Annotated in this window: 18 protein-coding genes; 11 read left to right on the top strand and 7 right to left on the bottom strand. The window is 49.0% G+C overall.

Annotated elements, in window-relative coordinates:
- Positions 1 to 255 precede the first annotated feature (255 nt).
- The 4 genes from VK958_RS05690 to VK958_RS05675 all read left to right on the top strand — a co-directional run bounded on the left by VK958_RS05690 (position 256) and on the right by VK958_RS05675 (position 5,096).
- Complete coding sequence (locus VK958_RS05690; protein WP_325239719.1) at positions 256 to 1,641, top strand: TolC family protein; 1,386 nt, start codon at positions 256 to 258, stop codon at positions 1,639 to 1,641.
- A 24-nt stretch (positions 1,642 to 1,665) separates the two neighbouring features.
- Positions 1,666 to 3,024 (top strand): efflux RND transporter periplasmic adaptor subunit, encoded by a 1,359-nt coding sequence (locus tag VK958_RS05685; protein WP_325239718.1) that lies wholly within the window; start codon positions 1,666 to 1,668, stop codon positions 3,022 to 3,024.
- A gap of 11 nt (positions 3,025 to 3,035) precedes the next feature.
- Entirely contained in the window at positions 3,036 to 3,767 is a 732-nt protein-coding gene (locus VK958_RS05680) for an ABC transporter ATP-binding protein (RefSeq protein ID WP_325239717.1), read from the top strand.
- A gap of 105 nt (positions 3,768 to 3,872) precedes the next feature.
- Positions 3,873 to 5,096, top strand: coding sequence for an ABC transporter permease (locus VK958_RS05675; protein ID WP_325239715.1), 1,224 nt, complete (start codon positions 3,873 to 3,875; stop codon positions 5,094 to 5,096).
- Positions 5,097 to 5,131: 35 nt separating this feature from the next.
- Here the strand turns inward: VK958_RS05675 and tfpB are convergent, their stop codons facing one another.
- Together tfpB and nadC are read right to left on the bottom strand one after the other, a co-directional pair.
- Positions 5,132 to 6,922 carry a type IV pilus assembly ATPase TfpB gene (tfpB, locus tag VK958_RS05670; RefSeq protein ID WP_325239713.1) on the bottom strand — a complete coding sequence of 597 codons (1,791 nt, stop codon included), beginning with the start codon at positions 6,920 to 6,922 and terminating at the stop codon, positions 5,132 to 5,134.
- Positions 6,923 to 7,007: 85 nt separating this feature from the next.
- A complete protein-coding gene (gene nadC, locus VK958_RS05665) occupies positions 7,008 to 7,880 on the bottom strand; it encodes a carboxylating nicotinate-nucleotide diphosphorylase (protein ID WP_325239711.1) in 873 nt (290 codons plus the stop codon).
- A gap of 146 nt (positions 7,881 to 8,026) precedes the next feature.
- Between nadC and VK958_RS05660 the strand changes: the two genes are divergently transcribed.
- The 5 genes from VK958_RS05660 to VK958_RS05640 all read left to right on the top strand — a co-directional run bounded on the left by VK958_RS05660 (position 8,027) and on the right by VK958_RS05640 (position 13,735).
- Positions 8,027 to 8,650 (top strand): glutathione S-transferase N-terminal domain-containing protein, encoded by a 624-nt coding sequence (locus tag VK958_RS05660; protein ID WP_325239710.1) that lies wholly within the window; start codon positions 8,027 to 8,029, stop codon positions 8,648 to 8,650.
- Between the two features lie 257 nt (positions 8,651 to 8,907).
- Positions 8,908 to 9,108: a hypothetical protein gene (locus VK958_RS05655; protein WP_325239708.1), complete on the top strand. Its 201-nt coding sequence runs from the start codon at positions 8,908 to 8,910 to the stop codon at positions 9,106 to 9,108.
- Between the two features lie 380 nt (positions 9,109 to 9,488).
- On the top strand, positions 9,489 to 10,418 hold the full coding sequence (locus VK958_RS05650; protein ID WP_325239707.1) for a PEP-CTERM sorting domain-containing protein: 930 nt from the start codon (positions 9,489 to 9,491) through the stop codon (positions 10,416 to 10,418).
- A 235-nt stretch (positions 10,419 to 10,653) separates the two neighbouring features.
- On the top strand, positions 10,654 to 11,310 hold the full coding sequence (locus tag VK958_RS05645) for a PEP-CTERM sorting domain-containing protein (protein WP_325239706.1): 657 nt from the start codon (positions 10,654 to 10,656) through the stop codon (positions 11,308 to 11,310).
- Positions 11,311 to 11,365: 55 nt separating this feature from the next.
- Positions 11,366 to 13,735: a TonB-dependent receptor domain-containing protein gene (locus VK958_RS05640; protein ID WP_325239705.1), complete on the top strand. Its 2,370-nt coding sequence runs from the start codon at positions 11,366 to 11,368 to the stop codon at positions 13,733 to 13,735.
- Between the two features lie 210 nt (positions 13,736 to 13,945).
- On the opposite strand, the gene VK958_RS05635 is transcribed toward VK958_RS05640, so the two are convergent.
- The 5 genes from VK958_RS05635 to VK958_RS05615 all read right to left on the bottom strand — a co-directional run bounded on the left by VK958_RS05635 (position 13,946) and on the right by VK958_RS05615 (position 18,690).
- Positions 13,946 to 14,278: a hypothetical protein gene (locus VK958_RS05635; RefSeq protein WP_325239703.1), complete on the bottom strand. Its 333-nt coding sequence runs from the start codon at positions 14,276 to 14,278 to the stop codon at positions 13,946 to 13,948.
- Between the two features lie 79 nt (positions 14,279 to 14,357).
- Positions 14,358 to 15,452, bottom strand: a complete 1,095-nt coding sequence (mnmA, locus tag VK958_RS05630; protein ID WP_325239702.1) for a tRNA 2-thiouridine(34) synthase MnmA — start codon at positions 15,450 to 15,452, stop codon at positions 14,358 to 14,360.
- Positions 15,449 to 15,880, bottom strand: coding sequence for an NUDIX hydrolase (locus VK958_RS05625; protein WP_325239727.1), 432 nt, complete (start codon positions 15,878 to 15,880; stop codon positions 15,449 to 15,451). The genes mnmA and VK958_RS05625 overlap by 4 nt, the downstream gene beginning before the upstream one ends.
- Positions 15,881 to 16,034: 154 nt before the next feature.
- Positions 16,035 to 16,673: a MarC family protein gene (locus VK958_RS05620; protein WP_325239700.1), complete on the bottom strand. Its 639-nt coding sequence runs from the start codon at positions 16,671 to 16,673 to the stop codon at positions 16,035 to 16,037.
- Positions 16,674 to 16,755: 82 nt separating this feature from the next.
- Positions 16,756 to 18,690, bottom strand: a complete 1,935-nt coding sequence (locus VK958_RS05615) for a peptidase U32 family protein (protein WP_325239698.1) — start codon at positions 18,688 to 18,690, stop codon at positions 16,756 to 16,758.
- An 87-nt stretch (positions 18,691 to 18,777) separates the two neighbouring features.
- On the opposite strand from VK958_RS05615, the gene bioA reads away from it, so the two are divergent.
- Both bioA and dacB read left to right on the top strand, forming a co-directional pair.
- Positions 18,778 to 20,103, top strand: a complete 1,326-nt coding sequence (gene bioA, locus VK958_RS05610; RefSeq protein ID WP_325239696.1) for an adenosylmethionine--8-amino-7-oxononanoate transaminase — start codon at positions 18,778 to 18,780, stop codon at positions 20,101 to 20,103.
- Complete coding sequence (gene dacB, locus VK958_RS05605) at positions 20,094 to 21,515, top strand: D-alanyl-D-alanine carboxypeptidase/D-alanyl-D-alanine endopeptidase (RefSeq protein ID WP_325239694.1); 1,422 nt, start codon at positions 20,094 to 20,096, stop codon at positions 21,513 to 21,515. Before bioA ends, dacB begins: the two co-directional genes overlap by 10 nt.
- Positions 21,516 to 21,598 lie beyond the last annotated feature (83 nt).

Genomic DNA, 21,598 nt, shown 5'->3' with positions numbered 1-21,598 from the left:
TTTCACCTGATATTGATTGGCTCCCACTGACTATGATCAATCTAGGATCAAGCCTGGCTATTCAAATATATCAAAGTGTATAAATATGTATCAAAGAGATAATGATAACGTTTCTCATTTATTATTGCAATGCTTATATAGGCATCAAGTGAGTATAGCCAGCGTGTTTGCTGGCTGTTTGGTTGATTAATGGATTGAATGGTTTAACAGGGAATGATCAAGCATTTGCTTTTGATTGCTGTAGCGGGGTTTAGCATGCTTGTGCATGCAGAGGAATCCATTTGGTATAAAGAGGGTGATCCGCTGAATACCCGGATAGAGACATTGCCCAGGATTCCTGAAGGCTACAGGGGATCGGGCTCTCCTTGCGCACAGCTGGACTTGGGTAAACCCCTGACGCTGGCTGAAGTTGCGGATGCCAGTTTATGTAACAACCCGCAAACCAGTGAAATCTGGGCCAGCGTGCGGGTGCAGGCCGCGCTACTCGGCGTTGCAAAATCAGCCTATCTGCCGACGATTACGGATAACGTGTCCACCAATTCGAATGTGCTGATTCCAGAATCTGGGACGCGTCGTAACCCCTCAGTGAATTTAAGTAATAGCCTGGTTGCAAGTTATCTTTTATATGACTTTGGCAATCGAAATGCCAACCTGGAAAATGCGCGCCAATTATTGTTATCTGCCAGCGCGAGTCAAAGTAGCGTGGTGCAAAATTTGTTGCTGGTGGCGACCGTGGCGTATTACCAGGTGCAGGCAAACATTGCTGCTTTAAATGCGGCGCGAGAGGCGGAGCGCGCAGGAGAAGAAAGTTTCAAGGCTGCGAATGCGCGGTATCGAGCCGGGGTGGCGACCCCGGCTGATATGCTGCAGGCACAGACTGCGTTTGCGCAATTCACGCTGGCCAGAATCACCAGCGAGGGGAACCTGCAGATCGCTTATGGCAATCTGGTGAACGTCATGGGGTTGCCTGCCCAGCAAAAAGTCGAATTGATCAGTACCGCGAACGATGCCCCTGCAACTATCCTGGAAGATGTCAGCAGCTTGATTGAGCAAGCCGGTTTACGTAGGCCGGATCTTGTTGCCAGTGAAGCACAGGTGAAAGCCGCCCAAGCGGGGATTGACGCCAGTAAGGCGGCCACCAAACCTACTATATTTGTGACGGCATCTAATAGTGTGCAGGATGGTTCTCAACTGAGTTCGAATAACAACTCGACATTAGGACTGACCCTATCTATTCCCATTTTCGCCGGGTATGCACCAACCTACCGGATCCGGGTTGCTGAAGCCACTGCCGACTTGCGCGCCGCGCAGCGTGATCGATTGCGCCTGCAGATTTCACTGGATGTGTGGAATGCCTACCAGAATCTGCGTACCGCTTTACAATCTATCAATGCGACCAAGGTGTTGCTTGAGAGTGCCGAGCAATCCTACCGGGTGGCTTTGGGGCGTTACAAAGCGGGGGTGGGCAATATCATAGATACGTTGAACGCTCAAAGTGCGCTGGCCTCCGCGCGCCAGCAGAGCATACAAGCCAGGCTCAATTCGAATATCGCTCGTGCAACGCTGGCACAGGCCATGGGGGCGCTGGATAGCGCGATGATTCAGTCGTTGCCTAATGCCAGTATCCCATCCAACAATTAGGCAGAACTTCACTTATTCAACATTATGAAATTACTCAAAAAAATTGTTGTTTTTATCGTATTGGCAGCCGCGGCCGCAGGCGCTTATTACTATTACCAGAAAACGCATCAACCCAAACCGGAAGACCTGTACCGCCTCGATGAGGTCACCCGCGGCAATATAGAGCAGTCGGTATCCGCCAATGGCACATTGAATCCTGTCAGCCTGATCAGCGTCGGTACCCAGGTTTCCGGCATTGTGCGCAAGTTGTATGTGGATTTTAATGACCCGGTGAAAAAAGACCAGGTATTGCTGGAGCTGGATAGTGCATTGTTTAATGCCCAGATCGCCCAATCGAAAGGCACTGTCAGAAATAACCAGGCAGCGGTTGAATTGGCCATCGCCAATGAAAAGCGCATGCGTGAATTGTACGCACAGGAGTATGTTTCCAAACAGGAACTGGACACTGCCGTGCAGGTGATGAAATCCGCAAAAGCGCAGTTGGAAACCGCACGCGGTTTATTGGCGCGTGACCAGACAAATTTGAATTTCACGATCATCCGCTCGCCGGTGTCAGGGGTGGTCATCAATCGCGTTGTGGATGTTGGCCAAACCGTGGCAGCCAGCTTCCAGACGCCTACCTTGATCCAGATTGCGCAAGACCTGGCCAAAATGCAGATCGATACCAGCTTTGCCGAGGCGGATATCGGTAAAATCAAGGTGGGACAAAAGGTGAGTTTCAATGTGGATGCTTTCCCTAACCGCAATTTTGAAGGGGTAGTGAAGCAAGTCCGCCTTAACTCAACCAACACCTCTAATGTGGTGACTTATAACGTTGTCGTCTCCGTTGATAATCAGGATTTAACACTGTTGCCGGGCATGACTGCTTACGTGAACATTGCCGTCGAGCATGCGAAACAAACACTATTGGTCCCAAATGCAGCATTACGATATAAGCCAAAACAAGATGCTGATGCGGCAAAAGACGATAAGCAAAAAGAACATGGTAACGACAAAAAAGATTCTGCTGCTGGCGAGAGGAAAGCTAGCCCAGTTGGTGAAAAGCGTGGGGAATGGGGTGGCGCGCGACCTGGTGAGAATGGTGGTGAAGGCCTACATCGTGGTGGCCCGGGACAAGGTGCCGAAGGACAAGGTGGTTACGGTCGCGGCGAACGCCGTGGTAAACGCCAGGCGGGTGGCAACATCGGCAAAGTCTATGTGCTGAGGGAAGGCAAACCCACCATGGTTAGCGTGCGGATTGGCATTACCGACGGTCGTTCAACAGAGATTCATAGTCGCGACCTGGCTGAGGGTGACAAGATCATTGTGAGTGAGTTGCAGCCGGATAACTCGCCAAAGCCGGGTGGAAATAACAATAATGCCCGCGCACCGAGAATGTTCTAGTGAGTGATTCTGTGCATCAGAAAAATGTGATTGAGGTCAGCCACCTGTATAAAGAATACCAGACGGCTGCAGGGCCTTTCCCGGTGCTTAAAGATGTCAATTTACGCATCACACAAGGTGATTATGTCGCCATCATGGGACCATCCGGCTCCGGTAAATCCACCTTTATGAATATACTTGGCTGCCTGGATAAACCGACTTCTGGCCACTATGTGCTGGACGGCCATGCGGTGGCGACCATGGAAGCCAATGCAGTTGCCAGTGTGCGCAATCAAACCATAGGCTTTGTGTTCCAGGGGTTTAACTTATTGGCACGTTCCAGCTTGCTGGATAATGTCGGCCTGCCGTTGGTATATTCTGGCGTTGAAAAGGCTGAGCGGCATGCGCGTGCCAAAGTGCTGCTGGAGAAAGTGGGATTAAGCAAACATATTCATTCTCGCCCTAACCAGATATCGGGTGGCCAGCAACAGCGGGTGGCGATCGCACGTGCATTGGTGAATACCCCTAGCCTGATTTTGGCCGATGAGCCGACCGGTAATCTGGATAGTGTGACCAGTGAGGAAATCATGGCGTTGTTCGGGCAACTCAACAAAGAGGGAATAACCATCGTGCTGGTCACGCATGAGACTGATATCGCCGAACATGCCAAACGGCAGGTGCGTTTTCTTGATGGGGAGATCGTGCAGGATACCTTGACCGCATCACAGCAAACAAGAGGCGATGATAGTGAACAGGCTGAATAAACTCAGCGCCACAGCCCAGCCAGGCAGCCATGAACTTTGAAATGAAAAAAATAAAGCTTAATATTTATTCCAACGATTACGTTTGCGTTGTGCCAGGGAGTTGCCATGTTTAGCGCTATGCTGGGTGAGGCATGGCATGCCATGGGTGCCAACCGTTTGCGCACTTTTCTAACCATGCTGGGTATGGTGATCGGCGTAGGCGCTGTGGTGTTGATGATGGCGATCGGGCAAGGGGCGGAAGCCTCGGTCAAACGCTCAATCAACGCGATGGGTAGTAACCTGTTTGTCGTATTGTCAGGCCCGCCACGGATGGGCGGTGTCCGCTCTGCAACCGGCAATGCGCCTTCGCTGAATGTGAAAGATGCCAATGCGCTTGCCGAATTAAGTGATGTCGCGGGAGTGGCTCCGGTGACTATGGGTAAAGCGCAGATTGTCCATGCCAGCAATAACTGGAATACCGATATTATCGGCACCACGCCTAGCTATTTTGATGTGCGATCCTGGAATATGGCTGCTGGCTATGCGTTTTCTGATTCGGATGTGCGTTCTGCCACACGGGTGGCTTTGATTGGCCAAACAGTGGTGCAGAATATTTTTGGTGACGATATCGACCCTGTTGGCCAGACCATCCGTATCAACCAGCGTCCGTTTGTAGTATTAGGCGTGCTGGCAAGCAAAGGGCAGACCCTGGATGGCCGGGACCAGGATGACACCATCATCGTGCCGCTGACCACCGCACAACGTAAGTTGTTTGGTAATCAGTTACCGGGGAGTGTGCGCCAGATCATTGTGCAAGCCAATTCAGACAAAGTCATGGGCATGGTCGAGGAGTCAATGAACAGTTTGCTCAACCAGCGCCACAATATCCGTGAAGGGGCGGATAGCGATTTCTCGGTGCGCAACCTGACTGCCATCGCCAATTCTGCAGCTGAAACCGCGCGCACGATGTCGCTGCTTTTGGGCGCCATTGCCTCTGTATCATTGCTGGTGGGCGGCATCGGCATTATGAATATCATGCTGGTGTCGGTGACCGAACGTACGCGTGAAATCGGCATACGCATGGCAATCGGTGCGCGTGAGCGCGATATCCTGCTTCAGTTCCTGCTGGAAGCGGTGATGATTTCTATCGTCGGCTGCCTGATCGGCATTTTGATTGGCGTCGGTGGTGCGGTATTAGTCAGCGTGCTAACCCAGTCAGAAGTGATTGTTTCCAGTGATTCAGTGTTGATAGCGTTCAGCGTTGCCGCCACTATTGGTATTTTCTTCGGCTTTTACCCGGCACGAAAGGCCGCTAAATTGAACCCGATAGAAGCATTGCGCTATCAGTAAATACTTCCGGCCTTACACAAGTCGGGGCTGGGAAATTAATCCATTTCAATCGGTGGCGCGACTTTTAAAACCTCCGCAACTGTGGTCATGCCAGCGGCAACCTTTTCAGCGCCGTTCAACATTAATGGCTGCAACCCGGCCTGTGTCGCCGCTTGACGCAGTTGTAATAAATCAGTCTCTGGCGTAATCAGTTTGCGGATGGCCGGTGTGAGCGTGAGCATTTCATAAATGCCGGTGCGCCCGCGATAGCCAGTGTTGCGACATTCCTGGCAGCCGACCGCTTTCATTACCTTATTTGGCTTGGCTGCTTTAAACGGGCGCGTGATGCTGGCCCATTCGGCACTAGAAATCTCGCCTTCGGTTTTGCAATGCGGGCACAATGTACGTACCAGGCGTTGCGCCATAATGCCGAGCACGCTGGAGTGTATCAGGTAGGCAGGCACACCCAGGTCCAGCAAGCGTGTGATGGCGGACGGCGCGTCATTAGTGTGTAAGGTTGAAAGTACCAGGTGCCCGGTCAGTGCCGCCTGAATCGCCATATCTGCAGTTTGCTGGTCGCGGATTTCGCCGACCATGATAATGTCCGGGTCCTGGCGCATCAGCGTGCGTATGCCTTCGGCAAAACCCAGTCCAATATTCTGAGTCACCTGCATCTGGTTGAATGCGGGTTCTATCATCTCGATCGGGTCCTCCACCGTGCACACATTCACTTCATCGGTGGCCAGTTGCTTGAGTGTGGTGTACAGCGTGGTTGTTTTGCCCGAGCCGGTCGGACCCGTGACCAAGATAATCCCATTTGGATGACTCGTCCATTGCGCCCATTGTTCGCCCTGACGTTTGGAGAATCCCAGCATCTGGAAATCCTGTACCAGCACATCCGGTTTGAAAATCCGCATGACCATTTTTTCGCCAAAAGCGGTAGGCATCGTCGATAAACGTAATTCGATTTCCTTGCCGTCGGTGTCCACGGTTTTAACGCGGCCATCCTGGGGGCGGCGTTTTTCTACCATGTCCATACGGCCCAGCAGTTTAATGCGGCTGGTAATCGCGTTCATGATATTGCTGGGCAACTGGTAAACCTGGTGCAATACGCCGTCGATACGTAAACGCATCAAGCCTAGATTTCGGCGCGGCTCAAGGTGGATGTCACTGGCGCGCTGTTCAAACGCGTATTTAAATAACCAGTCAACGATATTCACTACATGCTGTTCATTGGCATCCAGCTGGCGGTCTTTGCCTAGCTCAATCAGTTGCTCAAAATTCTGTACGCCGACAATCTGCCCGGCTTTGGCAATGTTGGCCGACTGGATGGCGGAAGACAGCTTGTATAATTCGGGCAAGTATCTTTGCAAATCCAGTGGGTTGACCATGACCACTTCAATCCGCAAATTGTGTATGCGCTCCAGATCAAACACCCAATTCTGATTAAAAGGATCGGCAGTCGCAATTTTAGCGACTCCGTCCTTGACTGAAATCGGCATGATGCGCAAACGCTCGGCGTAAGCCTGAGACACGATTTGGGTGGCTGAACTAAAGTCGAGTTTCAGGGGATCTATCTGATAGAAAGGTACTTTAGCCTTGTAAGCGACATAGCGGCTGAGGTTATCCACAGTGAGTATTTGTGCGGGCTCACGCTGGTCTTGCCACTTTTGCTCTGCAACGACAACAATCGGGTGAGTCTTGGAGCTATCGCGCTTGCGGTCTTGATGCAGTTTTTCTGCCATCACCTTCTCGATGCGTCCATCTGAGACCAGCATGCGCAGCAAATCACCCAGACGCAGACTTTCTAGGGATTTAGGGAGTGAAAATGGGGCTGGAGTATTCATGACACATCTAGGCTTAAGTATTAGCCTATTGTGCAAAAAGCATGCCACTGAAATATGGCAAGAATGGTCACTTTTCTTGCCTGACTCAAAGCTGCATCTGAATACGCATACTCAAATCAATCGCCTGAATATGCTTAGTCAAGGCACCAATCGAAATGCGGTCAACACCGGTTTCAGCAATCGACCTAACGGTTGTTAAATCCACATTTCCGGAAGCTTCAAGCAAAGCACGTTTCTGGTTGACTGTCACTGCCTGACGCAAATCTTGCAGCGTAAAATTATCCAGAAGGATACTTTTCGCTCCTGCATCCAGCGCTTGCTGCAATTCAGCCAGTGACTCGACTTCAATCTGGATATTCTCAGTTTGGCGCAGTTCAAATGCGGCTTTCAGCACAGACGCGATGGAGCCAGCGGCGGCAATATGGTTTTCTTTGATGAGAATGCCATCGTAGAGCGCTAGTCGCTGATTGGCACCGCCACCGGTAAGTACTGCATATTTCTGGGCTAGCCTCAGGCCAGGCAACGTTTTGCGCGTATCCAGTATCTGTGTGGGTAATCCGGCAATCGCATCCACATATAGCCGGGTATGCGTGGCAACAGCTGAGAGGGTTTGCAGGAAATTCAGCGCCGGGCGCTCGGCACTGAGCATGGCGCGCGCATCGCCTTCAATCACTACCAGGGTCTGGTTGGGTTCTACAAGATCGCCGTCTTTCACCTGCCAATTGATAGTGACGGTTTGATCAAGTTGCGCAAAGCATTGCTGTACCCAGGCGCATCCACAAATGATCGCCTGTTGACGGCTGATGATAGTGGCTGAAGCACGCGTGCCTGCTGGAATCAGGGCCGCGGTAAGATCACCTTTGCCCATGTCTTCATGCAATGTCGCTTTGACCTGCTCTGCAATCAAAACGGCATTTAAATAGGTTGGCAAAGTTTGATAGAGCGATGATTGTGCCATGAGGATATCTACAAGATTGAAAAATTCTGCATATGAGCATTCTAAGCCCATGCCAAAAGCTATTATAATAAATAGCGACCCGGGGCATCAGTTTTTCGTTACGGGCTTTTTCTGAAGTAATCTCCATTCATTCTGGCAAACTCACTATGCAGCTTTTATATACGGTTAACAGTCCTTATGCACGCAAGGTGCGCATCGTCGCCCTTGAAAAACATATAGATCTCACTTTAACCAGTGTAGTGCTGTCAGCGCCAGACTGTCCCGTCAGCCAATATAACCCGTTAGGCAAAGTACCTGTGCTGGTGCTGGATGATGGTGAGACTTTATATGACTCACGCGTGATTGCGGAATACCTGGATCACCGTACGCCAGTGGCACATCTGATTCCGCAGGATCATCTGGCTAAAATCAAAGTGCGTCGTTGGGAGGCTCTGGCTGACGGTGTCTGTGATGCCGCTGTCGCTGTGATGCAAGAGCAGCGTAAACCAGAAGCACAGCAAGCTAGTGCATGGATCGAAAAACAGATGACCAAAGTGATAGCCGGGCTGGCGACCTTGGATAATGATCTGCTCAAGAAAAAATGGTGTGTCAACGAAACCTTCAGTCTCGCCGATATCGCATTAGGTGCGACGCTCGGTTACATAGACTTGCGTTTCAAGAGTACCCAATGGGAAGGTAAATACTGGCAGGAGAAATTTCCTAACCTGGCCAAACATTATGGTGTTTTGGTCAAGCGCCCAAGCTTTAAACAGACCATGCCGCAACCATAAGATATAGCCCGCCTGGTGCAGTTGCGTCTTCGCCCATGGCTGGCGAAAGCCTTAACCTCTTTGATACAACGCTAATCTCAGGCTGAGATACCCTTTGCTGAAGGCGTTAATCAACCCTTCATCCTGTTTGCATTCCATCTGCGTTAAATGTTGTAAAAGCTTCCATTGATCACAATAAGTCTTTAATTTATTATTGATAATACAAATGATAATTGTTATCATTTGAGAATAAAGTAATTATTAGTGATTAAACCCTCATGTCGGATACCAGCCTGCCCTTGAAAAAAAGATTGCTTGAGTTAGTCGATGAACTCATTGCGCATGATGGTTTTGGCAGTATCAGGGTGGATATCCGCTTGCTAAAGCGCGGTCAGAAAGAAGTCATCATCGATTGCGGAAAGCAATATCGATTTGTGGTGGACTTCCAGCCTGCCTCAGAATTAGCTAACAGCAAGTAAGGCATGGTTTGCTAGTGATTTGAATGAAATCGGGGATATCTCCCCAAAAGTTCCGACGGCATGGGGCCGTGGAAATGTTGAGTTGAGTAGTACGCCTTTAAGCGCCTTCATGAGGAAGGGTCAACGGCATTATCCATGGCACCTTGTTTCTACTTGGGTTTCTACCTAGGTTTCTACGTGGTATTGCATGCTTATGTTCATAAGCATCATCTCGCCTCTGATTACATACTCAACAAAAATTAAAAGATTCGTTATCTGCAGGACGCATTGTCCTGCAGCGCAGTATCTGCTGCAAACGAGCATGCCAGCTACCTCTAACTAGGAGAAGAGGGGTAGCCGGTTTAATGGGCTTGTGCCCGTATTAATATGGAGAAGAAAAAATGATGAATCAACTAAGTTTCAAACCCCTCTCAATCGTTGCATTGACTGCATTTAGCCTGAATATCGCTCCTGCTTTCGCTGCAATCCCTACCGGTATCCAGGATGCTATCCCTGTAGCCAAATCGCTGAATGGTACAAAAAAGGATGACGGCTGGTATAACCTGAGCGCTGCTTCCAAAACCAAAACGGTGGATGGGTCACCGGTTACGATCGCTGGTATCCCTGGTGGAGGCTTTCCAGGCATGGCTCCACTGCCAAATGTGATCTCGCAAGTCAGTTCTGATAATGATAATTCTGCGACCTTCAGAAAAGTGAGCAATGGTGCTGCAGGTGGCGCTTTCCCATCAAGTGAAAGTCTATATGCCGGCTCTTTAAGCGGTGCTTATAACTTTAACGGCGGCAAGCTAGGTGTGTTTGAGAGTGCGCCGGTTGAGAATCTGGCGAATGTGGTGTTCCAGGTAGAACTTGGCGGCGCCAATGGTTATGATTTTTACCAGCCTTCTGTGGGCACCACGACCACTCCTGGTGGCGCTTCAGCCCTTTCAGTAGGCGCTTTAACCGTAACTAACTACTTCCCTACGCTCAATCTGATCTTTGGCGACAACACAACCACCCAGTTAACTGCCAATTGGGCAGAACTGAGCTTCAAAGGCGAGAATGGTACTACCAGTGCTAGCGGTACAGAAGAGCCGATCTACATCAATCTGTATGCATTCCAGTGGGATCTGAGCGGTTACAGCAATATTTCATCATTCAATGTGACTTACGATGTCGTTGCACACAGCCAAACTTACGCAGCCCGCCTCACGCAGAGCGACACTTTCAATCAAGTAGTCGCGGTGCCAGTGCCTGAACCAGAGTCATATGCCATGATCCTTGCCGGATTGGGCATGGTTGCTTTGGTAGCTCGCCGCCGCCGTCAAGTTTAAACACTTAAGCCTATGCGTAGTGATAAAGGCCCTGTCAATACTTGCAGGTCTTTTGTCGCTCCAGGCAACCTCGGAAACCCGCAGGGCGCTCACATAAGTGTTAAAGGTGTTTGTCCATGTTTTGCATGGAAAGTGAATACTCAACGGTGTGAGTCCGTGAGGCTTATTTTGAGGTATATGGCGTATCACCTTCAAGAGGAAGGGGCTTGTACGCTTTAAGAGGAGATTTATAAAAATGAAATTATCAGCTTTAGCTTTAGCTTTAGGCGTTACTTTTAGTGGTTCTGCATTCGCAACTCAGGCTGTGTGGGACACAACAGCCCCTTGGGGATCCGCAACCACTTCACAATACGCAGAGTGGAATCTATTCAATAGCACTAACGATACAACTCCAGAAGTCGCTTTGTCGGCAGGAACTACTGCTTCAGTAAAAGAAACCACAGGAGCTTCATTTGTAACTAGTGGTGGCAATATTTATAGCTTTGCTGCTGCCACTGCTTTTACAGCAACTTTAAGTGGTACGACAGGAGATCTTTTTGATGTATATCTGCGTATCTCTACTGTTGGCACACTTGCAAAACCCACTGCAACTTTGAATGGAGTTAATGCAACTTTAGTTAGCCAATTATATGAATCTCAAGGCGACTTTGGTGGGTTTGGTACATCATATGAGCAAGAAGCATACTGGAAGTGGACCGGCGTCACAGGTTCCTCATTGTATACCTTCAAGTTCGCTTCTTCTGGCTCTAGCATGAGCCTGGATCAGGTGGCATTAGCTACTGTTGCAGTGCCGACGGTAACACCAGTTCCAGAACCAGAGACATACAGCATGATGGCTTTGGGTTTAGGTCTGATGGCATTTGCCGCACGCCGTTCTTCCAAAAAAGCCTAATCTCGCAGGTTTGTAAGTTATCACAAAGGGGCTTATTTAGCCCCTTTGTTTCTCTATGCCTTCTAATAAAAAACTCAAAATGGAATGTCTTGATAGTCTGCGAAAAAAAATAACAAAGAGGTGCTACAGATCAAAGGCTTCTGGCGCAGTGCCACTATTTTTTATTTCACTGTTTGCTTTATTCAATAACGTTGCTTATGCGGTTGATGACATGAGTGAACATTCTATTGATGTAAAAGGCAATATCAGCAAACCTGTAAAGAAAGAAAATGCAGGAACGCCGGTTGATACACTGCCCGAGGTGTCCGTGAAAGACACGAAAGTTAAAGAAGAGTCTGGAATTGATCGCACGTTACCAATTACTACAATCACCACAGAGCAACTTCAACGTGGGCAATTCAGCAATATTTTTGATGCTGTAAGATCTGTGCCTGGTGTATCCATTAATGGAGGGCCTCGCCCAAGTGGGATGACTTTCAACATTCGTGGCTATGGGGATAATGAAGATGTCATGGTAAAAGTGGATGGAGTGCCTAAAGGTTTTGAGAAATACCGGATGGGTGGCACCTTTATCGAGCCTGAGTTGCTGAAAAGTATTGAGGTGCAGCGTGGCCCGCAAATTACTAGCGGATCAGGTTCGCTGGGCGGGACGGTGATTGCATCAACCAAAAATGCTGAAGATTTTCTAAAACCTGGCCAGAAGTATGGTGGAAAGGCTAAGTTTGGCTATGGTAATAATAATGATGAATACTCTAGATCCTATTTGATTTATGGACGTCCAGATGAGCGGCTAGATATTCTCTATAATTATTCCAATCGACAGTCCAATAATATTATTCTTGGCAATGACACTGAGCTGCAAAGTTCCGCAATTGAATCAATCTCACATTTGTTGAAAGTAAGTCTGATTCCTAACGAGGATATACAGCTGGTTACTTCTATAGTTAAGTTTGATGACACCGGTTTGCAACCTTACGATGCTACAGGAGGTCAGCCAGGCGGGTTTGGGAATGTTGTGCGAGCTATAGATGATTTGACCTGGTCAGAAGCATTAAATTATGACCCAGAAACCAAATGGGTAAGCTTAAAGGCATCTGTTGGAGAGGGGCATACCAAATTAAATGATTTGATTGGACAAGGTGATCCTTTCAATTCAGTATTTAACCCGAAACAACCCCAATGTAATGGCCTAGTCAATATAACCAATCCCGCTGATACAACGACATGCCGTGGCAACTTATTGGACTTCTACGAATATAGGACGAAAACTCTCGATGTAAGTAACAAGGCGATTATTTACGAAAGCGACTTCTTTTCTGCTTCGCTGCTTGCTGGTTACCAATTTAATTCCAGTGAGCGCGAGATTGAGCGGTTCTATGAGAATCGCAATTATTTTTTGCAGGATATATTATATCCAAATGGATTTAATGCTTCTGCGCCTCCGGGTAAAAAATCTTTCAATGCCATTTATGTACAGCCCAAATTCGAAATTGGCCAATTTACAATTACTCCTGGATATCGTCGGGATCGCTACAAGGTTGAGGCTGATGGCGGAACGCTTGCATTATTAGCACCTTTTGAACAAGCCAGCAAAATCAGATTCAGAGAGGAAACGCTAAGCTTGGGATTGGCGTACGATGTATTCTCTAAAAAGAGCCCAGAGAAATTAACTTTCTACACCAATTATGGACAGGGGTTCAGACCGCCATTAATTGATGAGTATTTTACGCAAGGCCCTTTCAGCCGTTGTCGTGCTGGCTTAATGCCAATAAATGGGCCGGCATCGCTTATTTGCGGTGGGTTATATCAACCCCAGTTAGCTGAGTCTACAGAAGCCGGGATCAGTTACCAAAATCCCCGTTTCATGGGTACGGACATTTTCTTTTCCGGCAAGTTGAATTTCTATCATATTTATACTTCGCACTTATTATTATCACTGCGTGAGGAAGATGATGGTCGTATCACCCAAAATGGCTGGGAACACAGGAATGGCGTAGAGGTTGAAAGTTTCATGCAGTACCACGGAGCGTATATGCGCGCAGGATATTCAAGGATCAGCGGTGAAATTTATAATGGAGCAACTTATGTCCCGTTGTTTACTGCGCCAGGTAATGCACTCAATATAAACATTGGGACAGAGTTAACAAAAGATCTGGATGTCAATTTAACTTATAGAAAAGTATCTGATCGAGATATTCTGGTGAGTGGAGATGGGACTAGACTAAGTCCTTATGTTACCGGGACACAAGATGGTTACGAGATGTGGAATGCTGGAATCCGCTGGAAAGCAAACGAGCAAGTCACATTCAGATTGATAGGCGAGAATTTAAAAAATGAACTATACCGTATCGATGGCTCGATGGGCGGCTTGGGGATTTACGGGCCTGGAAGGAATGTTAAGTTTTTTGTTGAGTTAATGTATTAAACGAAGATTCTTGAGTGTAAAAATCCAGGGACTTTAGATTTTTTAATGGTACTTCTTAGTGTATGAAGGAATCACATACCTAGAGTTAATGGATTGCTAATAAAATATTTATACTCTTAATTATATTGGCTCGGCCGAAGTTTAGATTCACTTGCGTTTCTCGGCGCGGTAATAAAATTCCGGCGCCAATAAATTTAATGGAAGGCAGTGTTAAAGCGGGGCGACGTCATCGTCACTAATCAGTGTATGCAGATTGTTTTTGTGACGTAATGTCTGGCGTTCATTCAGGCGTTTTTGCGCGGCGCTTGGGAAGTCGGTATAACTGATCAGGCTACGCTCGATCAGGATGCCGATCAGGTCTTCCAGCACCCGGGCCAGTTGGATATCACTTTCGCGGAATGTGTGATGTTTCTTAAGTTCTTCATCCAGAAAATTCAAATAATCGGTATCTGAATTTTCTACCTGAATCCACTCTGCGGAAACTTGCGTATCCGGGCTTGCGGCAATGATTGCGCCTTCTTTATTTTTTAGTATGTAAGCCATCAGGTGTCATTCCTTGTCACTTTGGCAATGCGTTATTGTTTATCAGGAAAGCATAAGCAATAACTATGCCTTTGGTCATTTAAATCGCGCCGTTAATAATGCCACCACCCAGGCAGACATTGCTTTCGTAGACTACAACACTTTGGCCAGGTGTAATGGCCCATTGATGCTGGCCAAAGCGGATAGTTGCTTCCTCGTCATCCACAGCATCTACTTCACAAGGGGCATCTGGCTGGCGGTAGCGCGTTTTGGCGGCATATACCCAATTGGTACGTGGTTGTTCGCCGCTGATCCAGTGCAACTGCCCGGCCACCAGGCCATCACTTTTCAGTAGTGGGTGCTCATGGCCTTGTACCACAATCAATTCATTATTGATCATGTCTTTGCCGGCAACAAACCAGGGTTCGCCGTTACTTTCGCGACTGCCACCGATTTTCAGGCCCTGGCGTTGGCCCAATGTGTAATACATAAGGCCTTCATGTTCACCTACCACTTTACCTTCAGGCGTACGCATGATACCGGGCTGCCTGGGCAAATAGCGTTGTAAAAATTCCTGGAAAGGGCGTTCACCGATAAAACAGATCCCTGTCGAGTCTTTTTTCTCGGCATTCGCCAGGCCATGTTCCCGCGCGATTTCACGTACTTCACGTTTAAGGTAAGTGCCCAGCGGGAATAATGTTTTGGATAGCTGTGCCTGGTTCAGGCGTGACAAAAAGTAGCTTTGATCCTTGGTGCCATCTTCTGCTTTAAGTAGTTGAAAGTTGCCCGGCTGAATCGGGTTTTCACGCACTTGTGCATAATGGCCGGTGGCAATCATATCCGCACCCATGGTCATGGCGTGATCTAAAAACGCCTTGAATTTAATCTCTGCATTACACAAAATATCCGGGTTAGGCGTACGGCCAGCCTGGTATTCCTGCAAAAAGTTAGTGAATACTCGCTCTTTGTATTCTTCGCTGAAATTCACCGCTTCAATGTCGATGCCGATCTTATCCGCTGCTGAGACTGCATCGATTAAATCCTGCTTCGATGAACAGTATTCATCGGTGTCGTCGTCTTCCCAGTTTTTCATGAACAAACCGGTCACCTGATAGCCTTGCTGCTTCAACAACAACGCTGTGACGGAGGAATCAACACCGCCGGACAAACCGACGATCACATGTGGCTTACTCATAATGCTTGGCCCAAATGCTTCAAAATGTCTAAAGGATAACGTTTGCCTGCCATGTAATCCTGCACGCACAATAATACTTGTGGGCTTCGCATCAGCTCCCCGCCCTGTGCTATCTCGGGTTCAGTTTTCCACACGGTGCGGAGTATGCCATCGTCCAAGGCACGTTCAGGATAATGCGTGCCCAATTTGCCGGTGAAGGCGAAACGTAGATAGGTGATGCCATTTCCCGGGTGTTGCCAGTGGTAAATGCCTACCAAGGCTTCCGGCATAAAATCATAAGCAGTTTCTTCCAGTGTTTCCCGGATGGCTGCCTCAACAATTGTCTCGTTTTCTTCGAGATGACCGGCAGGCTGGTTAAAGCGATTACCACGGTCTGTGGTTTCTTCTACCAGCAAAAATTTGCCATCTTGTTCAATAATGGCTGCCACGGTGACATTGGGTTTCCACTGCTGGGAGGACTTGGAAGAGGCAGGTGAATTCAAAATGCGGAGGTTTCGTTAAAAGCGTTATTTTAACGCTAAGTGATTGATTGCGGTAATTAACTTGAGATGGTTAGCTAACGGCATGAGTGCTAAGAAATCGTCATCCACCAGCCAACTGCGGAAACAGCCCAGTCAATCCGTGCGCGATAAATTCCACGGACATCGCCGCTAGAATCAAACCCATCAAACGCGTGACAATATTGATCCCGATGGGCCCCAGGTAATCGGTGATGGCATCAGAAAGTAATAACAAACCCCAGATAAACAATGAAATCAAAGCTACTGGAATGATCAGGCTCACATGCCCCCAAAAGCCGGGATGTTGTTGCGCAGTGATGATCATGCTGGAAATCGCGCCTGGTCCGGCCAGTAGCGGGATACTCAATGGCACAATCGCAATCACTTCACGCTCAGCCAGGTCTTGCGCTTCTTCGGCTGTCTGGCGCGTGCCACTTTGCTTTCCGTGCATCATGGAGATTGAAATCAGCAGCAGCAAAATACCCCCACCCACCTGGAATGAAGGGATGTCTATACCAAAAAAGTCTAGTACTTTGTCGCCGATAAAAGCGGAAACGCACAACACAATCATCACGGTCATGCCGACCGTGCGTGCGGTCCGGGCACGTTCGACTTTGCTCCAGCCGCTGGTGGCGCTGATGAAAATCGGCAGGCTGCCTATCGGGTTCACAATCGCCAGCAAGGCGATCGCGACTTTAAGCAGGTAGGTGTATTCGTTCATGGCGGTCACTTGTTAGCATCAGTTTTTGTTACCCGGCTTACCTGAAAAGAATGCCTTGGCAATTTGCCCGGGCCATCTTCATTTATGCCGGACGCTTGTCAAAAAATGCAATCGGCTGCGGTGGCGCCATCTGCAGGATATTTTTTCGCACTTTACCCATCACGTGCATTTCGCAAGGCTTGCAGTCGAATTTAAGTGTGTACCTGTCATTGCCGCTGATCAAAGTCATAGGTTCAGCAGTGACTGTGCCTTGCACGCCTATCACCCCTTTAGCTTCTTTCGGGCACAGGCCATGGCTAAAGCGCAGGCAATGCTTGGTGATCATGACCGGTACTTCGTCCAACGTCTCGTTCGATTCATAAGCACTGGCGATCAGTTTTACGCCATGCTTGTGGTAAAAATCACGAGCTTTCTGGTTGTAGACATTTGCCAGGTAACTCAAGGTATCTTCTGGATAAATAGCGGGTGGCTCGGTAGCCGCACGCAATGGCGGGCGGTCATAGCCTAATGTTCTGATCGCAATGAGTTCTTCCACCGCATCACGGCGTAGTTGATTCACAACAGAGGCGGGTAAGAACCAGGACTGGGTTAATTCCAGACCGATATCTCTGGCCACAAAATCGGTATTCCCCAGTTTTGCCAGATTTTCCCTCAACGATGCTTCAGCCTTTTCTGTATCGTTCGCAGGTTGCTTGTCGGCAGTGCATTGGGCGGTAGCGCTAAAGCCTTGTTCATCTGTCAGTGTCAGCGCAAAGCCGCCTGGCGTTTCGTAAAGCACCACATCGAGCGCTATTTTTCGTGTCGACGAATCCTTTTCCAGCAAGCGCATAAAAGCGTGGTCGCGGTTACGGTAGAGTTGGGTGTTGTTGCGGATATCCGCTGGCATCTCATTGGGAAACAGGCGTTGGGTATAATGATCTAATGCCTGCACAGTATTCACGCGCAGGCCAACTAATTCTTTGTGCACGTCAAAAAAGCACACGCCATCGCCATTGTGTAATGTGATCTCAGTCACCACATCGATAAAATCTTTGCCAACTTTGCGCACTTTTCCGAGTTCTTCACCTGAAAATTTTGGCGTGTCAAACGCGCCAATATCCGCCTGACGTCCATTGGCAAAATAATCGGTGGCGCTGCGATTGAAAGTTTTTTCCGGCTGGGGCGTAAACGTATAACTGGCATGCCCGGCTGAGGATTTAGCATATTCCGGCATCTCTTCCAGAATCTCATCCAGCAACAGGCGGTAATGCGCAGTGGCATTTTTTACATAAGGCAGGTCTTTATAACGGCCTTCGATTTTAAAGCTGCTGACCCCGGCGGCAATCAGTGCACGCAAATTGGCACTCTGGTCATTATCTTTCATGGATAGATAATGCTTGTCCTTGCCAAGGATGCGGCCCTTCTGGTCTTCCAGCGTATAAGGCAAACGGCATTCTTGCGAGCACTCGCCGCGGTTGGCACTACGGCCCGTGTGGGCATGGCTGATAAAACATTGTCCGCTAAACGCGACACACAAGGCACCGTGGATAAAATATTCCAGATTGGCGGTGGTCGCATCAGCAATCCTCTTCACCGTCGCAATATCCAGTTCGCGCGCCAGCACTATCTGGCTAAAACCTACCTGATCCAGAAACTGGGCTTTTTCTACGGTGCGGATATCTGTTTGCGTGCTGGCATGCAATTGAATTGGCGGTAAATCCAGTTCCAGCAAGCCCATGTCCTGCACAATGAGCGCGTCCACACCCGAGTCATACAGTTGATGCACCAGCTGGCGTACACCTTCCAGCTCGTTGTCATGAAAAATCGTATTCAGGGCGACAAATACCTCGGCATGGAATTTATGCGCATGCTGCACCAGCCTGGCAATATCCTGCACGGTATTCGGCGCTTTGGCGCGCGCACCAAACGCCGGACCACCGATATACACGGCATCAGCCCCGTGATTAATCGCCTCGATGCCAAAATCAGCATTTTTGGCAGGAGAGAGCAGTTCCAGGTGTTTGCGGGTTTTTTGCATGACAGAATATATGTACAGTGTAACAACTTGATTTAAGGCGCTATTTTAAACCAAGCATGCTGTTTACGCTTGGTTTAAAATAGCGCCATGAGCGGAAATCAGGATTTATTACAGCGTAGCCTGCATAGCGTGTGGCACCCGTGCACGCAAATGAAACATCATGAACGTTATCCTTTAGTGCCTATCACGCGTGGTGACGGAGCCTGGCTATTTGATACCGATGGCAAAGGTTATCTGGATGCCGTCAGCAGCTGGTGGGTCAATTTGTTTGGGCATAACCAGCCTGCCATTAAAGACGCAATCAAAGCGCAGCTCGACCAACTCGAGCATGTGATGCTGGCCGGATTTACCCATACGCCAGTCGTCGAGTTATCAGAAAAACTCTCTGCGCAGACTGGCTTAGGCCATGCTTTTTATGGCTCGGATGGCGCCAGTGCCACCGAGATCGCACTTAAGATGAGTTTTCATTACTGGCGCAATGTGGGCCAGCCAAAGAAAACGAAATTTATCAGCCTGCAAAACAGTTACCACGGCGAAACTTTGGGTGCGCTGAGCGTGACGGATGTTGCCATTTTTAAAGACACTTATGCGCCACTGATTTTACAGTCGGCACAAATGCCCAGTCCGGATAGCCGTTTGGCTGAAGCGGGTGAGTCCGAAGAAGCTTTTGCTTTGCGCTGTGCCGAGGCGCTGGAAGCTTATGTAGCCGAGCACCATTCTGAATTGGCGGCCTTAATTATTGAGCCATTGGTGCAAGGTGCGGCTGGCATGGCGATGTACCATCCTGCATATCTGCGCCGCGCACACGAGATTTGCAGTCTTTATGCTATCCACTTGATTGCAGATGAAATTGCGGTTGGCTTTGGTCGTACCGGCACCCTGTTTGCCTGTGAGCAAGCGGGTGGCAAAGTCAGTGATATTGCCGATTTTGTGTGTCTATCCAAAGGCATTACCGGCGGTTATTTGCCGTTATCTGTGGTGCTCACTACCGATAATGTCTACCAGGCGTTTTACCATGACCAAACTGCCAAGGGTTTTTTGCATAGCCATAGTTACACGGGCAATCCATTGGCGTGCAGTGCCGCATTGGCGACACTGAAATTGTTCGAGACGTCTGATGTCTTGGGCAATAACCAGAAAACTGCGCAGCAGCTATGGGCGGCGGTGGAGGCGTATGATCTACCGCTAAAAAATCTTCGTCAGCGGGGCATGATCACTGCCTTTGAGGTAGGGACCAACAATCCGCAATTTGCCCAAGATTGTTATGCGGCCGCATTGCGGCATGGCTTGTTGCTGCGCCCGATAGATAACACCGTGTACTGGATGCCGCCATATTGCTTGAATGCGGCAGAAATTGATCATCTGGTACAAATGACACAAACCACGATTCTGGAAAGTATGGCATGCAGCTAAATAGGTGCTGGTGCCTGTTCGCCTGTTACCTATGGGCGAGTATTGCGCAGGCGGCTTTGCCGGTGTCACTGCAGGAAGCATTGACCAAAGCGCAATTACCGCTGGATAGTGTCGCCATTGTGGTGCAACCCCTGAATGGTGAGCCGCCGCTCATCAGCCATAACCAGGCCAAGGCGATGAACCCGGCCAGTGTAATGAAAGTAGTCACTACGTATGCCGCACTCGAAGCATTGACGCCCGCTTATCGCTGGAAAACGGAAGTGTATAGAAACGGGCCAGTCAATCAGGGTGTGCTTGATGGTGATCTGATCATCAAAGGCTACGGCGACCCGGCCCTGAACAATGCCGAACTCTGGCGTTTGTTACAGCAAGTGCAGCAACAAGGGATACGGCACATCAAAGGTAACCTGGTGCTGGATGCTTCCCTTTATACGCCGGAAGTCAGTCAACGTCCGATACTGGATGACGAGCCCTGGCGCGCTTATAACGTCAATCCGTATGCATTATTGGTGAATGGCGGTCACACCAGTTTCAGGTTTGTCGTAGCAAAAGAAGGCAGCAAGTCTGTCGTGAATATCACGCAAGAATTTGAGTTAGCGCAGATTAAAGTAGTGAATGCCATGCAGGTTAGCAAGGGCACTTGCGGCGACTGGCGTAGTCGTCTGCGTTATGGAGTGTCCACGACATCAGAAGGCGCAACGGTGACGTTCAGCGGCACTTTGCCGGAACAATGTGATGAGCGTTATCTTGAATTAAACGTGTTAAGCCAGCATCAATATGTGGTTAACACCTTCAAAAAATTATGGGCGCAATTAGGCGGGCGACTAGATGGCCAGGCCGTCGCTGCCGCGTTGCCAGCCTCCGCAACATTGGTCACCACCTGGTGGTCTGCCCCGCTGGATATTGTGATTCGGGACATTAATAAATGGAGCAATAATGTCATGGCGCGGCAGTTGATGTTGACCATAGGCATGGAATCAGGCTCGGCGCCGGTCAATGAAAACAGTAGCGCTGTTGCACTCAAGGAAGTGTTGCGCAAGTGTGGCTTGTCGTTCCCTGAACTGCTACTGGAGAACGGCTCCGGGCTGTCACGCAATGAGCGCATCAGTGCGGAACATTTGGCACAATTACTCGTCACAGCCTATCAGCGTCCGGCGATGCCGGTACTGATGGCTTCATTGCCTATACTTGGATTAGATGGCACGCTTAAAAAACGCCTGCCGGAGTCTCCCAGCCAGGGCATGGCGTACCTGAAAACAGGTTCCATTGAAGGCGTCAGCAGTATTGCTGGCTATGTCCAGGATACCCAGGGTAAGCGCTATGTGCTGGTGATGCTGGTCAATCACGCTAACGCATCGGCGGCGCGCAGTATTCAAGATGGTTTGATTAAAGCAGTGATTGAAGGCCACTAGCCAGCAATGGCGCATTTTTAAGCAAGAGTTTTTAACTGAAACCGCGTATGATAATGGTCGTTTTCTAGGAGCGAATGTGAAAT

It is taken from the genome of Methylophilus sp. (genome assembly GCF_035460085.1).
In the GTDB taxonomy this organism is placed as follows: domain Bacteria; phylum Pseudomonadota; class Gammaproteobacteria; order Burkholderiales; family Methylophilaceae; genus Methylophilus.
This window is presented reverse-complemented; position numbering and strand designations above follow the sequence as displayed.

Excerpts from the sequence above, each read along its gene's own strand:
- nadC (WP_325239711.1), bottom strand. The coding sequence starts at position 7,880 with ATGGCACAATCATCGCTCTATCAAACTTTGCCAACCTATTTAAATGCC.
- VK958_RS05655 (WP_325239708.1), top strand. The coding sequence starts at position 8,908 with ATGTCGGATACCAGCCTGCCCTTGAAAAAAAGATTGCTTGAGTTAGTC.
- VK958_RS05615 (WP_325239698.1), bottom strand. The coding sequence starts at position 18,690 with ATGCAAAAAACCCGCAAACACCTGGAACTGCTCTCTCCTGCCAAAAAT.
- bioA (WP_325239696.1), top strand. The coding sequence starts at position 18,778 with ATGAGCGGAAATCAGGATTTATTACAGCGTAGCCTGCATAGCGTGTGG.
- VK958_RS05620 (WP_325239700.1), bottom strand. The coding sequence starts at position 16,673 with ATGAACGAATACACCTACCTGCTTAAAGTCGCGATCGCCTTGCTGGCG.
- dacB (WP_325239694.1), top strand. The coding sequence starts at position 20,094 with ATGCAGCTAAATAGGTGCTGGTGCCTGTTCGCCTGTTACCTATGGGCG.
- VK958_RS05675 (WP_325239715.1), top strand. The coding sequence starts at position 3,873 with ATGTTTAGCGCTATGCTGGGTGAGGCATGGCATGCCATGGGTGCCAAC.
- VK958_RS05645 (WP_325239706.1), top strand. The coding sequence starts at position 10,654 with ATGAAATTATCAGCTTTAGCTTTAGCTTTAGGCGTTACTTTTAGTGGT.
- VK958_RS05635 (WP_325239703.1), bottom strand. The coding sequence starts at position 14,278 with ATGGCTTACATACTAAAAAATAAAGAAGGCGCAATCATTGCCGCAAGC.
- tfpB (WP_325239713.1), bottom strand. The coding sequence starts at position 6,922 with ATGAATACTCCAGCCCCATTTTCACTCCCTAAATCCCTAGAAAGTCTG.
- VK958_RS05690 (WP_325239719.1), top strand. The coding sequence starts at position 256 with ATGCTTGTGCATGCAGAGGAATCCATTTGGTATAAAGAGGGTGATCCG.
- VK958_RS05660 (WP_325239710.1), top strand. The coding sequence starts at position 8,027 with ATGCAGCTTTTATATACGGTTAACAGTCCTTATGCACGCAAGGTGCGC.
- VK958_RS05640 (WP_325239705.1), top strand. The coding sequence starts at position 11,366 with ATGCCTTCTAATAAAAAACTCAAAATGGAATGTCTTGATAGTCTGCGA.
- mnmA (WP_325239702.1), bottom strand. The coding sequence starts at position 15,452 with ATGAGTAAGCCACATGTGATCGTCGGTTTGTCCGGCGGTGTTGATTCC.
- VK958_RS05685 (WP_325239718.1), top strand. The coding sequence starts at position 1,666 with ATGAAATTACTCAAAAAAATTGTTGTTTTTATCGTATTGGCAGCCGCG.
- VK958_RS05650 (WP_325239707.1), top strand. The coding sequence starts at position 9,489 with ATGATGAATCAACTAAGTTTCAAACCCCTCTCAATCGTTGCATTGACT.